This is a genomic window from Paenibacillus diazotrophicus, from assembly GCF_042610465.1.
In genome coordinates, this window is the sequence record NZ_JBGJZN010000007.1 from 394,106 (window position 1) to 409,361 (window position 15,256).

Genomic DNA, 15,256 nt, shown 5'->3' on the forward strand with positions numbered 1-15,256 from the left:
CACGATAAGTAATATTATGAAAAAAATTATGTATAAGGATGTTCGGTTCAGCATCTATGTCCTTCCTTCATGATACGGCGTGTGTTAGTAGATTATTCGCGGAATCAATTGGACTATCCTGCCCAATTATTGACGCACTGACAGTTTATAAGCTGTTCAACCTATATTAGGTTGAAATGATTAAAAATAAGGTTGGAAATCTCGATTTTCTTTTACAGCACAGACTGTAATATGGTAGATGAATTACAACAATTTTGAAGTTTTAGAAGGGAGGGATAGTTGAAGAGAGGGATCAAGCGTAGTGGAGGAGTAGACAAATACTGTACATTCCGCTTTAACCAGGAGGTTAAATCTATGCTGGAGAAGATTCAGGTACGTTCTGTAAAAAGGACAGTAATGAGTGTAGTCTTCACTGCCGCCGCCGCAGGATTTCTGTGGTTTGCCCAGCCCGCTTTTGCCTATGATTTGTCGAACAGCAACTTCCAGGTCAGTACCGGTTCAAATGGCGATATCTCCAGCCTGAAGCTGACCGGAGATAATTTCCCTACCAACTACGTCATCAATGCTACCAATGCCCCTAACCAGAATACAGCAGACCATCAATGGCTGGGCGAGCTGATGTTCACTTACCGGCTGAATAACGGTGCCTGGACCAAAGCCTGGACCAATAAGTCAGCCGATGCCCGCGCACAAAGCCAATCCGGCAATACTGTCAACATCACCTATCAAAACTCAACGAATGCCGAAGGAATCCGCAATTTCCGCGTGAATGAAAGCTATAGTCTTGTAAGCGATTACTTGCTCTGGCAGATTCAAGTGACCAACACCAGCACGCAGACTTTGGAGATCGGAGACTTTGGCCTGCCGCTTCCCTTCAATGAATTCTGGACCGGTGGAAGCAATGAGCAGATTTATGAAACACGGGTGGTCACCCAGTCCTTCATCGGCAATAACAGCTCCTATGTTACGGCCCAGCGGCCCAGCGGCATAGGCCCCTCGCTCCTGCTTGTCCCGGACAGCACAACCGGTGCAGGCTTTGAGTATATGGACAACTGGCGCATCCAGCAGCATCCAGGTAGTAAATGGGCTGGCGATCAAGGCGGCTGGGTCGAAGGCCTCTCGGTCTACTACATCCACTCCAATGTGATCAAAAGCACCGGCAGCGGATATCTGCCTAACAGCAGCCTGACTCTGGCACCTGGAGCGAGCAAGACTTATGCCTTCAAATTTTTCAAAGCCGCCAGTGAGCAGGCCGTCAAAGACCGGCTGTATTCCGAAGGGATGATTGATACCACCGTAGTCCCTGGGATGATCGTGCCGGTCAATCAGACCGCCAAATTCGATCTCCGCACCTCCAAGACCATTACTTCCGTGGCTGCACAATATCCGTCTGAAACTACCGTGACCTCACTTGGCACTGCATCGGGAGACCATAAGCTGTATTCACTCCAAATGAATCATCTGGGTCCCAATAATATTACAGTGAATTATGGCAGCGGTGAAAAGACAACCCTGCAGTTCTACGCCATTGAAGCCGTGGATGCCGCACTTCAGCGTCATGCGACCTTTATGGTGAACAACCAGCAGTGGAATGTGCCTGGAGATATCCGGGACAAGGCATTCGACGACTGGATGATGCAGACGAACACCAAACGCAATAACTTTGCAGGGTACTGGGGCTGGGGAGATGACTGGGGGTACACACACGCTCAATTCCTTGCCGAGAAAAATGTCCAGAAACCCGTCACATCAGAGATCACAGCACTGGATCAGTATTTGGATACCACGATCTGGAACAACCTGATGGCTGGCCATCATAATGATTATCTGATACCGGACTTCCTCATGGCGCCGCCGAATGATACTCCAACGTACCGGGGGTATGCCTACCCGCATATTTACAACACGTATTTCAGCATGTATAAGATTTCCAAGCTTTACCCAGGATTGATCAGCTACAAAGAGCCAAGCAGCACGTATCTGCTCCGGGCCTACAACATTATAAAGGCGCTCTATGACGGGCCAGTAGCCTATAATTGGAACACAGGTCTCATGGGGGAAGTAACCACTCCGGAGATTATCAAAGCTCTGCAAGATGAGGGATATACCTCCCAGGCGAATGATATCATCGCGAAAATGAACACCAAATACAACAATTTCGCAAGTACGGCTTACCCGTATGGTTCGGAATACAACTATGACAACACAGGTGAAGAAGCCGTTTATATGCTGGCCAAAATGAAGAACAACAATACGATTAAAGGCAAAATCAACACCAAAACCCGGGCTGTCCGCGGGAAAATGCCTGTCTGGTATTTCTATACCGATCCGGTGACTATCAACGGTGAACCCTGGTGGCAATTCCAATACACGGCATCGCTTGCCGGAACCGCTATGGACGATTGGGTACGCAGCAATTCCACTGCACCGGAAGTTGAGCAGCGGCTCAGCTATGCTGCCAAGCTTGCGAATATCAACGCGATCAACTCGGGTCAGATCAGCTCCGACCCGGCGGATATTGGGGCTGTGTCCTGGACGTATCAAGCGATGAAAGGCAACAATGGTGCGCTTGGTCTGGACGGCGGCCCGTTGTTCAACGGCTGGCGCGGCATGTCCGGCGAAGCCGACCTCGGATTGTTTGGCGCAATCAAGATCCTAAGCTCCGATGTGGCGGTCGATCCGATCTTCGGCCTCTATGGATACGGCTGTGAAGTAACGGAGAGCGGTGGCAATTATATAATTGTGCCGAAGGACGGCGTATTTCAGCGCCTAAATCTGATCACGGAAAAATGGGGCATGACCCTGGGACGGGACAGATACAGCCTGGCAACAGTCTCTAAGGCAAAGAACAGCGTCAGCTTCACGCTCAGCAATGTAACACCCGGCACAGCACACACCACGAAAGTGGCCTTTAGCGGGCTTGCCGCCGGAACCTATAACGTAACGGTCAATAATGCAGCTTCCGGCAGTTTCACAGCAGTGAATGGACAAACGGCAACAGCCAGTCTAAATATCGGTACAGCAGCATCCTACGAAGTGAAGATTGAGCAGGGGACGGCCACGCCGGTTACGGATATCATCGTCAACTATACAATGAACCAGTCCTCGGGCACTACAGTTACCGATTCCTCATACAGTGGCAATAATGCAGTTCTGACTGGAACTGCATCCTGGATTACCGGCCGTACTGGAGCAGGGAATGCGCTGGGCTTAAGCGGAACGAGTGCTTATGCTTCTCTGCCAGCCGGAGTACTCAGCCAGCTGAACGATTTTACGATCTCAGCCTGGGTACGCATTACCACGAATAATGACTGGGCGAGAATCTTTGATTTTGGCACCGACACAACTACGAATATGTTCCTGGCTCCCCAGACAGGTGGAGGCGGCGGCATGCGGTTTGCGATTACAAACGGCGGGAACAGTTCAGAACAGCAGCTCACGGCTTCTGCTCCGCTTGCAACCGGGCAATGGAAGCATGTCGCAGTGACGCTGTCAGGTACGACGGGCCGCCTCTATGTTGATGGCGTACAGGTTGCTGTGAATAACGCCATGACCTTGAAGCCTTCAAGTCTTGGCGTTACATCTCAGAACTATATCGGCAAATCCCAATATGGCGATCCCAATTTGAACGGTGCCATTGATGATTTTCTGATCTATAGCCGGGCACTGACTGCAGCAGAAATCACGTCATTGTTCAATGGAACGATGATTCAGGGGGCCGCCGCTGAGGAATCGGATGGGCTACTGCAAGAACTCCCGCAGTCAGAAGTACCAGTTAATGAACCCGATGGGCAGCACCCGGCAGACCAATAGCAGACAGTATAGGATGGCAATTCCGAGCAGAATCTGATACCAAATTGGCGTGTCAAATGGGGGGACCCTTTGCACGCCTTTTTGTTGTATGATGGATCTATGTAATTTTCAGAATTCAAGGAGGGTTTATCGTTTGTTTATTCAGAGAAAGGCCGGGCTGCGTCAACGAAAAAAGCTCAGTCTGACATCGCTACTTACAGGCCTTGTGACACTGGTGGTTCTGCTAACCTCAACCATTATACTGGTTGGCTCTTATGACTCCAAAAAACAATCTTTGATGGAGACGACGCTCCATCTGAATTACACCAATGCGGACCGTATGTCCAGGACGATGGATTCTTTATTTCAATCCATCAGCGGCAGTCTGGCCTATAATGCGCGGATCCTTTCCAATATGGACGCTATGACACCGGAACAAGTGGATCATCAATTGGAATTAATGCGCAACAGCAGCAATTATTTTAATTCTATTGTAGTAATAGGAGTAGACGGGGTTGTCCACAACGTAGAACCGGCCACATTAGGAGGAACCGTGGGCAAACATATTAATTCACAATCTTCTAAGGATGCTTTAGCACTCCAACGGCCTTACATATCCGCTCCTTACATGACTGCAACCACCAACAGACTGATTGTGTTCTTGAGTCAACCAATCTTCAGCAGTGACGGTACATATCTGGGTATTCTGGGCGGCACGATTTATCTGCAGGAGAATAATGTACTCTCCAGGATTTTCGGGAATAACAGCGTGGACGATCTGGGCTCCTATTATAATATTGTCGATTCCGGCGGTCATTTGCTGTATCATCCGGACAAGGAACTATCTGGGAAGGATGTCAGCAGCAACAAGGTTGTGCAGAAGCTGATGAAGGGGGAGAGCGGGGAACAGGAGGTTCGTAACCTTCATAGTATCGATCTGCTCGCCGGATACTCCAGTGTGCCGGCGAACGGCTGGGGAATTGTGGTCGTCTCGCCGATGAGCCTGATCCATCAGCAGCTAATTGGACACATACAGACGATTATTGGCTATTCGCTGGTTCCGTTTATTGCACTGCTGATTGTTGTGATCCTTGTGGCACGCAGAATAGCCCGGCCTTTTGCCTATCTGGCAAAACTGGTAAGTCAGATGGGAAAGAAGACTGTATTTCCGGAAGACAAGCCGCGCTCGTACTGGAGCCGTGAAGCTGATTTGTTGACCGAGGCCGTCTTTTCGGCTGTGGCGGACATTAGGGAACAGACCGATCAGTTGACCCAGGAAGCTGCGACAGATGCGCTGACTGGTCTTAAGAATCGGAGATTCATGGAGTATACGCTGGGTCAGTGGATCGCTTCAGAAATTCCTTTTTCACTGATTGTACTGGATGTGGACCGTTTCAAGTTCGTGAACGATACCTATGGTCATGTTACCGGTGACGAAGTGCTGAAGCATGTAGCTGGAGTAATTGTCTCCTCACTTCGGCCTGATGATATGTGTCATCGCTACGGGGGCGAGGAATTTATTATCCTGCTGGCCCGCACCCGCCCGGCGGAAGCCTTCATTGTTGCAGAAAGAGTCCGGCGGGCGCTGGAGCAGAGCAAAGGTCCCATTCCGTCTCAGGTCACAGTTTCTCAGGGCATAGCCCATTACCCGCTGCATGCTTCAGAGCAGGAGAAACTGCTGGAGAAGGCGGATCAGGCGCTATACCTGGCGAAGAGCAATGGCAGGAACCGGACGGTGATTGCTGAAGACACTCCGGCAGCCCCATCAGCATAATGGCCTGTTGGAAACAAACAGCATGGAAGATAAGTGGAATTTGTCCACTTAAATAGCCTCAAAAGCTTGCTGTTCAAAGAATAGTTGGAAAAAGGATACCTAACTTAGGCGAATTCACCTGTAAAGGTGTGAACCGGTCAGATTAGTGATCCTTTTTCCCACTAATGCTTGCGGAGTTGCGGGATGGGGAAGCATTAAGTTCACTTTTTCCACTTGGGCTTGCCGCTGAGCAAACCTAAATCTATAATTCAAAACGGCTACGCGATCCAGTGAAGGACGGTGCGGCCTTTTTTTTGTGTTGAATTTCAATTAGAAGATTGACAGTTAGATTTCTATCTATTATGATAACCTTGTTACTTAGGTTTCTAACTAATTAATCGTTTTATGACTTTATTCAATAAGAACGGGAGGACTTCAAATGAAAAAAGAAACATCGAATCAATATGTTCTGGAATCCGCACCGATGAAGAAGGCAATTGCTCATTTATCGGTTCCAATGATGATCGGGATGTCAGTGGGTACGATCTACAATGTCATTAATGCCTATTTCATCGGCTTGCTGCATAATACAGGCATGCTGACAGCCATTACACTGGGATTGCCAATATTTACGGTGCTAATGGCCTTTGGAAATGTGCTCGGGGTTGGCGGAGGAACCTTTGCCACACGGCTTGCGGGTCAGAAGGAAACAGAAAAAGGCAAGCGTATTGCCGGGTACACCTTTTACGCGAGTATAATCTCGGGGCTTGTAATTGCGCTGATAGCGTTTCTAGCGATTCATCCGATCACTCAGATGCTGGGTGCAGATTCGGCAACGGCTCATTTTACCAAAACTTATACGCTGACTCTATTTGCAGGCGGCTTTGCTATCATCCTGAATTTTGCGCTGGAACAGATGGTGCGCTCTGAAGGAGCCTCCAAGGAATCCATGTACGGTATCTTTGTCAGTACGGCATTAAGTCTGATCCTGGATCCGCTGTTTATCCTGATTCTGAATTGGCATGTGGCTGGGGCGGCGCTAGCGATGTGTCTGGCTAATTTGGGCTCTGCGATCTATTATGTCTACTACCTGGACCAAAAAAGTGAGAATTTAAGAGGATTCCTGAAATATTACAGAATATCGCTGAAGGATAAGCTGGAAATCTACAAAATTGGCATCTCTGAGCTGCTGCTGGCCGCCTTTATGATTGTGACTACACTGCTGCTGAATAATTACTCTATTCAGTATGGAGAAAGTGTGGTGGCGGGATTCGGGGTGGCGCTTAGAATTGTGCAGGTCCCTGAGTTTCTGTCCATGGGCTTGTTCCTGGGACTGATTCCGCTTTTTGCCTATAACTACTCCAGCAAAAATCTGCCCAGACTTCAGTCAGGCATCCGTCATGCCTTTATGTATATCGGGAGTATCTCTGTAATATTTGTAGGGCTGGTATATCTGTTTAAAGATCCGGTGATTAGCTGGTTCTCACAAGATCCTGCTGTACTGGAGATGGGTGCCTATATTATCGGGGCTATGCTGGTGTCGGCACTGTTCAATGGGTTCACAGGATTATTCACAAGTATCTTCCAGGCTACCGGGCAGGGCATTCCGACGGCGGTTATGTCGATTACCCAGGGCGTATTGTTTATCCCTGTGATAATTCTTTTGCATCAGTTCTTCGGACTGCATGGTGTGATCTGGTCCATGACCGTAACAGAAGTGATTACGAGTGTGATGGGTCTAGTCTTGTATATGAACTTCAGCCGGAAGCTGAAAAAGCTGGAGCGGGACGACGAATCCAAGGGAGCTGCGGAGGCTGCCTTAGTCTAAGCAAGGTTGTTGGGGAAAGAGGCTGTTCTGTTGCCGCCATTTTTGGTGACGATGGGACCGCCTTTTTTTGCGTCCAAGCTAATCTGAATTATTCCACACAGCAATGGCAAAAAGCTCATTGACAGCACTTATATCAACTTGATAGCATATACTATATCATCATGATATACAGATCCTTCTGGCCTGAGGCCAATATTCTAAGAAGAATGGAATGTGATGAAATATGCGGCGACAAAGGATTCGAAAGTCCATGCTGTTGTTTTCCATGCTGCTGTTCCCGGTTACCTTGAATTATTTTTCTCCTTATCTGATTGTCCAAGGCAGCTTTGCCGGGATCGCCACCGGAAGCTTTCTGCTGTTTGCTGCACTGTTTGGTTTCTCTTTAGTGTTTGGCAGAGCCTTTTGCAGCTGGGTGTGTCCGGCGGGAGGCTTGCAGGATGTCTGTACCCAGGTCGTGAATAAACCGGCAGGGCAGAGACAGAACATCATCAAATATCTGATATGGGTGCCGTGGATGCTGTCCATTCTGGCCGGATTTATAACCGCTGGCGGGATCGAAGCCGTAAATCCGATTTATTTTACCGACTACGGAATTTCGGTATCTGCCCCTCCGGCTTTCATTACGTACTTTGCCGTCGTATTATTGATAGTAAGTGTGTCTCTGCTGTTCGGACGGCGATCCTTCTGTCATTCTCTTTGCTGGATGGCTCCGTTCATGGTTCTGGGCAATACCCTCAAGAACAAATTGGGGTATCCCTCACTTCATTTGGAGGCCAGAACCGAAGATTGCATCAGCTGCAAGAAGTGTGACAAAGCTTGCCCGATGAGCCTGAAGGTTCAGGAAATGGTGCAGAACAGAGATATGAACAGCAATGAGTGTATTCTGTGCGGCAGCTGCCAGAGCGTATGCCCGAAAAATGTGCTGCGGGTGGGCTTCGGTGCGCAGAATGATACCGTCACAAAAAGCAGTTACACGGAGGGAGCCTAAGGAAAGATCATGCCCAAGGAAAATACTACGGTCTATATCATATTGGGCCTGTTGAACCATGAGGATCTGAGCGGATACGATATTAAGAAAAAGATAGATGTGATGATCAGCGGCTTCTGGGAAGTAGGCTATGGGCAGATTTATCCGACCCTGGCGAAGCTGGTAACCGAAGAGCTGGTGCTTAAGCATAAAGGCACCGGCTCCAAAGGCCCCGAGAAAAACACATATTCCATTACGGACAAAGGGCGGGAGCTTCTGAAGGCTTGGGTCATGCTTCCCGAGCAGAAGGAGTATACCAAATATGAGATCCTCTTGAAGCTCTTTTTCGGAAGCCTGGTTCCGGACGACAGCAATCTTGCGCGGATTGAAGATTTCAAGGAACGCCATATACAGAGTCTCCAGCAGATTCAGATGTTCAAAGGCAATCTGGAGCGCGTTCTCCATACCGAGAAGGATCATTTGTACTTTTACCTGACTGTCCTGTTCGGGGAGCATGTCTACAAGGCCTACCTGGACTGGGCGGAGGAAGCCAAGAAGCTGCTGGCAGGTAAACCCAACGAGGAACTGGATCAATGATGTGGATGTAAAAAGAAACTTAACCATTAGACTGTGAAAATAGAGGGTTAGACTGTCAATGCTTCGTTAAGCTAACAGGCAGTTATGCATAACTTCCAGGGAATGTAAACATCTAAATAACGTAAGGAACCAGGAGGCAGACAATTCATGGGAGGAACGAATGTATGGGATGCGGAGTGGGAGGTTAACGAAGAGCAGGCGCGGACGCTGATCGGCAGACAATTCCCTCAGCTGTCATCGAAGCAAGTAAAGCGATTGGGCTGGGGCTGGGACAATACGGTTTTTCTCATCGGTGACGAGTACGTGTTCCGGTTCCCAAGAAGAACGATTGCAGTTGGCTCGATTCGTATGGAAGGGAAGCTGCTGCCGAAGCTGGAGGCATATATGACCATCCCCTATCCGAAACCGTTCTTTTATGGCGAAGCAAGTGACGAATACCCGGCACCATTTCTTGGCTATGCCTACGTGCCAGGAGATTTCCCAATCGGTTTGACGGAAGAACGCCGGGCTTTATCGGCAGAGACTTTGGCGAAATTTTTGCGGAGATTGCATGAATTTCCGGTGCAGGCGGCGCTGAAGTGCGGAGTTCAGCAAGATCATCGAAACTTGACGGACATAGCATCGCGCAAAGTGAAATTGGAGGGCTTTCTATCGAAGGTGGTTGAACACTTGTCGCCGGATGAGTCTAGTGTGATCGAAGCGTATATTAGCAGGCTGCAAAAGGACCGTGTCGAGGCGGTGAATGCACTGCTACATGGCGATCTTCATTTCAAAAATATGCTTGTGAATGAGAACGGGATCGTTTCCGGCATCATTGATTGGGGCGATCTGAGCGTAGGACATCCGGCTTGCGATTTGAGCGTTGCGTATAGCTTTTTACCACCTTACGCTCGCGGCGTGTTTTTCGAAACGTACGGAGGAGCGGATGAGGAAACGAAGCTGCTGGCGCGGCTGATTGCGGTATACATCCCCATACTGATCTTAATGCAAGCGGTCGATGACGGGAATGAAGAGATTGCGGTAGAGGCGAAATCCAACATCATGCGGGCACTGTCGGATTAGGCTCATTATTTCGTTGCGGCTATGGGGCTAGGCTATCGGCACCATTTTGTCGTTTAAAGGACGCGATAAGGCACGATCCGCCTTCTCTGATGCCGCTTTATGTTGAGGAACACGAAATTCAACAGAGTAAGTCATTGCGCTAACGGGAGACTATAGTTCAACCAGAAAAGGGAGCAGGACGTCACGGCGTTGCTCCCTTTTCATTTGAAGTAACGGGCAGATTTGTTGAATATAATCATTTTGTCCCATATTAAGATTTTCGTTTATTTTATAATAAAAGAAAAGAAGAGGTGACTTTATGACTGAAGCAACTATCCGTATCTTGAATGAAAGTGATCCCTTAGTGATCTCCGAGGCCTTTCATAATCAAGGGTGGGAGAAGCCTGTAACTCTTTTTCTAAAATATTTGGAAGAACAAGAAAAAGAGCAGCGAGTCACATTGGTAGCTGAGATTGAAGGTGACTTTGCGGGTTATATCAATGTCCTTTGGCAATCAGATTATCCCTATTTTAAAAAGCAGCTTATACCGGAAATCCAGGATTTTAATGTGCTGATTAAGTATCGACGTCACGGAGTAGGCACATTGTTGATGGATAAAGCAGAAGAAATAGTTAGAGAACGATCAGAAGTCTCAGGTCTTGGTGTAGGCCTGTTCAGTGATTATGGGGCTGCACAAACCTTATACGTTAATCGTGGATATGTTCCGGATGGCAAAGGAATATTTAAAGACGGCGAGTACCTACAGTATAGTCAGCAGGTAATTGTAGATGATGATCTGAATTTGTTCTTTGTTAAGAGATTATGATGGGAAGCTAGGCATTTAAGCGAATCTCAGCTAGATATTTAACTAAGCAGGCCGTCGCGGCGTTGCTCCCTGTTCCATTGAAGTAATAAGTTATCATTCCCATATTTTGTACTGATGACACCAAACGTTCAAGTCTTCAGCTTGATGAAATAGGATCACCAAGATCATCAACTTGAAGATGGATCACGATAAAGAACCTGCGCTAAAATGTTCAAGCGCAGGTTCTTTGCTAGGCATTTTTTTTATTTGTAAGGAACAGACTTGGAATAAAGATTACCGCTAGAGCAATAGCGGATAATAAAAACCCCGAATGATAACCCTTTAAATTATTTGCAATGGTTGGCGGCAATCCTTGTAGGGTAGCTGCGACAACGGTTGCGATAACGGCTGAACCAAAGCTTGAGCCCAAGTTCTCAATAATATTAATCCCAACACCTGCTTCAGGAAGTTGTTTACTGTCAAGTCCTGTATATGCATCACTTGTCAAAGGAAGACTGATTCCTCCAACACTGGCACCACGGATAAACAAGATAATGGAGATCCATATCATACTTGTTTTATCGGTGATAAAGATAAGCGGAACAGAACCAACAAGTGAAAGTACTAAGCTGACCATAACCACGTATTTCGCACCGATCTTGTCAATCATTATTCCTATCAAAGGTCTGGTCACAAGCATCCCAACCCCTTGAGGAATTAACGCAAGCGCTGCTTCGGTCGCCGTGAAATGACGAAAGTTCTGGAAGTACAATGGAAGAATTAACATAGGTCCCATGATAGCAGCATTTGTCAAGAATAGCCCGATGCTGGAGGCTGTGAAGCTCTTATGTGCAAATAAATTCAATGGGAGCACGGTTTGATTTTTTCTTACTAGATTATATACGAAGTAGATGACGGCTAAAACAAGGCCAACGCCAACCCAAATAGTAGTTTCGCTATTGTTAAATGAAGCATGATCCGCGGCTTTTGTAATTCCATAAATCAATGCCGCACTCATTAGCGACAAATCAATAATCCCAAATAGATCGAGTCTATTATCTTTGTTGAACGGTTCAAAATTGGGCACCTTTTTCATCATAAGCGGGGCAGCAATCAAAACGATGAACACGTTTATAAAGAAAATCCAGCGCCAGGATGCCCCTTGAACAATGAACCCCCCAATAACAGGTCCTAAGATGGGACCGAAGATCATTGGGGTACTGACGATTGCCATCACTCTACCCAGATTTTCTTGACCTGCTGTTTTGACTAAAAGCGTGAACATTAGCGTGGTAATTACTCCGGCGCTGAAACCTTGAAGCAAACGGAAAAAGATGAAGCTGGAAATGTCCCAGCTAACTCCTACTAAAACAGAAATTACACCAAAAGCGATGACGGCCCCGATGAAAATTTTCTTGCCGTTAAATTTGTTCATAAGCCAGCCGGATACGGGAACTGCGACCGCAAGAGCTAAAACATAACCTGTAATAGCCCATTGAATGATATCCAATGTTGTGCTGAAGTCCTTCGTCAGTTTGTCGATGGCGATATTCACCATCGTGGAGTCAAGCATAGGGGCAATAGCTCCAAGTGCAATAGCCCAGGCAGCCATAAGGACTTCTTTGGGCAATCCTATTTTCTTCACTTTATTTTTTGCCATTTTATTCACCTCTTAAAAAGTTATTGTTTCCTTGTCAACAAAATGATATGTCATTTTAGTTTCCTTGTCAACAAAAAAATATCCATGAAAAAGCAGCCATCTCTCAATAGAGCACGGCTGCCTGTGGTTTCACTTATCAATATTCAAACTCTCCAGCTTAATTAATTTCTAGACCCATTTTCTTTATTTCTGCATCAAGATGCTGACTATACTTTTTCATGAAGCTAAGCATACTTTCAAATTGTTCCTCGGTCACCTGTTCAAATATGTCTTTATCCCGCTCTTGAAACTCTTGGTGCAGATCCTCATGGATAATATAAATTTTCTTCCCTTGCTCAGTGAGCCTAAAATAGATTTCTTTCTTATTATCAGGCTTCTGGTAGCCTTCAATAAGGCCTTTCTCCATAAGCTTCTTCGTTAGTTTACTTATGGCACCTTTGGTCATATAAAGGGATTCCGCAAGTTTTGTAACATTTGGATCTACATTTCTTTCAATGGATTCAATACAGTGAACTTCTGAAGGCTTATAACCTTTAAGACTGTCTTCCAACTTATTTTTATTAAGCCAAACCATTTTGTTAAATAAGTCCCTGAATTCCATCATGACCAGTTCCTGTTTGTTCATGGCCGTATGTCCTCCCGCCTTTTGATACACTACAATAATTATATTGATTTTTTGTTTCCGATTCAACAATAGTTTACTTATGATGAGTGAACATCTACTGACAAAATTACAAACAAACAAATAAAGAAATAAAATTGGCTTGTTTGTGAATATCATCATGAAGTTTGAATTGGAACAGGAGACATGATACAACAATTAAAGAAGATGTAATTCAACTAACGGGGAACAATACGTTAATAACGACATAAAGAAGATGACAAAGAATATTGTGAGGAGATTGAAAGTTATATAAATGGTTCCGAAGATATTCATTATCATTATATACCCAAGAGACTTAGAAGATGTTTCTCGTCAAGTTCCTCATTCTGCTCCGACAAATATAGATGGGTTTAAACCTGTCTATATCGATATGTGGTCAAAATTATCCAATTATTGGGACGTCGATGAGATTAAAAAAAGCGAAAGAATAATTGGAAAAGATTTTTTAGGATTGGATACAGAAAATGTAGAATACGAAAGACGATAGCTCAAATACAACCTAATAGGAGATTGTCCATGTGCTTTTCGAAGCGTTATGTATGGATTGAAGCTGAAAGATGGCCCGTAGGCTCATGGGATTGTAAGGATGATAATTCGGATGTTATTGTTGTCTTTCCGGATCGCTCCAAATGGATTGCCACCGTTTTCACTTACCCAAATATCGAGACGTTGAGGCGAAAAAATATACGAACCGGTGAATGCATGAACGGTGCTTATTTTTGGTCCAGCGATATGTTGTTGGTTGATACTATAATTAGGGGAAGAATTGAATAACTAATCGACCATTTAATTGAACACGACAATTTCCAATCAGTCTTTAATCGATACCCCGATGTAGATACAGAAGACGACGAGAACTATCCTGTTGGATTTTATAACAGAAGAATCGTTGAGCTAGCAGGAGACGTTAGCTCAACAATATCAAGAAAGCAGCTGATCCATGTGATTAGCTGCTTTTATTCAACTAACAGGCAGTTTAACGTGGAAATATATTTCACATGTTTAAATTCCATGTTATGGTAATGTGAAGTTATATTTATGAAAAGTATACAAGAGATGCAAGCGAAATGGCTGAAGAACCGTTCATCTTTCTAGCGTTTATCATTTTCGGTTAAGATAGGATCATTGTAAATAATACAAATGGAGGTAATTAAGTTTGAGTACTCAATACTATTTCAGTTGGTTTAATCATTTTTTTCCAGAGAAGCTAGTCCAATGTTTGCATGAGGATATACAAGACAGAAAATCGCTTGTTATGATTAGCGCCGATCCATCAGGTTATACAGGTGAGCCAAATAACATTGATGATGTCTCCGAATGGACATGGTTTAATCAGGCTAACATTATTTTTGATGAATACCATTTCATTGATTACCGCATGCAGAAGGAAGATGCTCAGCGATTCATTCAGGGCGCTTCTGTCATTTTTTTATGCGGTGGAGATCCTGTGTTGCAAAACGATTTTTTGGCGGATTATGAATTATCGGATGTGATTAAGGACAGCAATGCCGTTATAATGGGTGCCAGCGCTGGTGCATTAAACATGGCTGCAAAATGGTTATGCTTGAAAAACACTGGCAATGAAGTGGAAACCAGTACTATTTATGATGGTATTGGCTTTGATCATTTTGCCTATGAATCTCATGCTAAGCGCGACTACGCTGCGTTTGTTCAAGGCTACCTGTTCCCCTTGTCTGAAGAGATCGATGTTTATGCGGCAGAACAGGAGAGTGCAATGCGTGTAAAGGGCGGCAAAATAGAAATAATGGGTCCTGTATATTTAATTTCCCACTCCAAGATTCAGAAATTGGTTGAGACGCTCTAATCTGGGTTTCAAAATTTGAGGAAGAAGCAGAAAACCTTCGACGATGAATACCCAGAAGATATAAAACAATTTTTCTTAAAGAAGAAATTATAGTATAAATATTTTCTATTACGCTAACGGGACAGGATATTTAAACGGTTCAGGGAGCAGCTTGCCGCGGCAGCTGCTCCCTGTCTTCATTAAGCTAAAGCAGTTTAGCGCAACCCACCAGAGAATTGAGACGTCTAACTTATGGGGGACGATGAATTAATGAGAAGGGTTACAAGCTTAATTAATATATTGGGGATACTGGTTTTGATGCTTGTTGGATGTGCCGATGAGGTC

Annotated in this window: 10 protein-coding genes; 8 read left to right on the plus strand and 2 right to left on the minus strand. The window is 45.5% G+C overall.

Annotated features, from left to right (window positions below):
• Window positions 1-396 precede the first annotated feature (396 nt).
• The 7 genes from ACAN54_RS24440 to ACAN54_RS24470 all read left to right on the plus strand — a co-directional run bounded on the left by ACAN54_RS24440 (window position 397) and on the right by ACAN54_RS24470 (window position 10,804).
• A complete protein-coding gene (locus tag ACAN54_RS24440; RefSeq protein ID WP_379161623.1) occupies window positions 397-3,813 on the plus strand; it encodes a DUF5695 domain-containing protein in 3,417 nt (1,138 codons plus the stop codon).
• A 133-nt stretch (window positions 3,814-3,946) separates the two neighbouring features.
• Window positions 3,947-5,566 carry a sensor domain-containing diguanylate cyclase gene (locus tag ACAN54_RS24445; protein ID WP_379161563.1) on the plus strand — a complete coding sequence of 540 codons (1,620 nt, stop codon included), beginning with the start codon at window positions 3,947-3,949 and terminating at the stop codon, window positions 5,564-5,566.
• Between the two features lie 418 nt (window positions 5,567-5,984).
• Window positions 5,985-7,373, plus strand: coding sequence for an MATE family efflux transporter (locus ACAN54_RS24450; RefSeq protein ID WP_379161565.1), 1,389 nt, complete (start codon window positions 5,985-5,987; stop codon window positions 7,371-7,373).
• 250 nt (window positions 7,374-7,623) lie between these two features.
• Window positions 7,624-8,361 carry a 4Fe-4S binding protein gene (locus tag ACAN54_RS24455; protein ID WP_379161567.1) on the plus strand — a complete coding sequence of 246 codons (738 nt, stop codon included), beginning with the start codon at window positions 7,624-7,626 and terminating at the stop codon, window positions 8,359-8,361.
• 9 nt (window positions 8,362-8,370) lie between these two features.
• Window positions 8,371-8,937 (plus strand): PadR family transcriptional regulator, encoded by a 567-nt coding sequence (locus ACAN54_RS24460; RefSeq protein ID WP_379161569.1) that lies wholly within the window; start codon window positions 8,371-8,373, stop codon window positions 8,935-8,937.
• Window positions 8,938-9,084: 147 nt separating this feature from the next.
• Window positions 9,085-9,999, plus strand: a complete 915-nt coding sequence (locus ACAN54_RS24465; RefSeq protein ID WP_379161571.1) for a phosphotransferase — start codon at window positions 9,085-9,087, stop codon at window positions 9,997-9,999.
• A gap of 298 nt (window positions 10,000-10,297) precedes the next feature.
• Window positions 10,298-10,804, plus strand: coding sequence for a GNAT family N-acetyltransferase (locus ACAN54_RS24470; RefSeq protein WP_379161573.1), 507 nt, complete (start codon window positions 10,298-10,300; stop codon window positions 10,802-10,804).
• 229 nt (window positions 10,805-11,033) lie between these two features.
• Here the strand turns inward: ACAN54_RS24470 and ACAN54_RS24475 are convergent, their stop codons facing one another.
• On the minus strand, window positions 11,034-12,443 hold the full coding sequence (locus ACAN54_RS24475) for an MDR family MFS transporter (protein WP_379161575.1): 1,410 nt from the start codon (window positions 12,441-12,443) through the stop codon (window positions 11,034-11,036).
• Window positions 12,444-12,600: 157 nt separating this feature from the next.
• A complete protein-coding gene (locus ACAN54_RS24480) occupies window positions 12,601-13,068 on the minus strand; it encodes a MarR family transcriptional regulator (RefSeq protein ID WP_379161577.1) in 468 nt (155 codons plus the stop codon).
• Between the two features lie 1,195 nt (window positions 13,069-14,263).
• Here ACAN54_RS24480 and ACAN54_RS24485 point away from each other — a divergent pair.
• Window positions 14,264-14,932 (plus strand): type 1 glutamine amidotransferase family protein, encoded by a 669-nt coding sequence (locus ACAN54_RS24485; RefSeq protein ID WP_379161579.1) that lies wholly within the window; start codon window positions 14,264-14,266, stop codon window positions 14,930-14,932.
• Window positions 14,933-15,256: the final 324 nt, after the last annotated feature.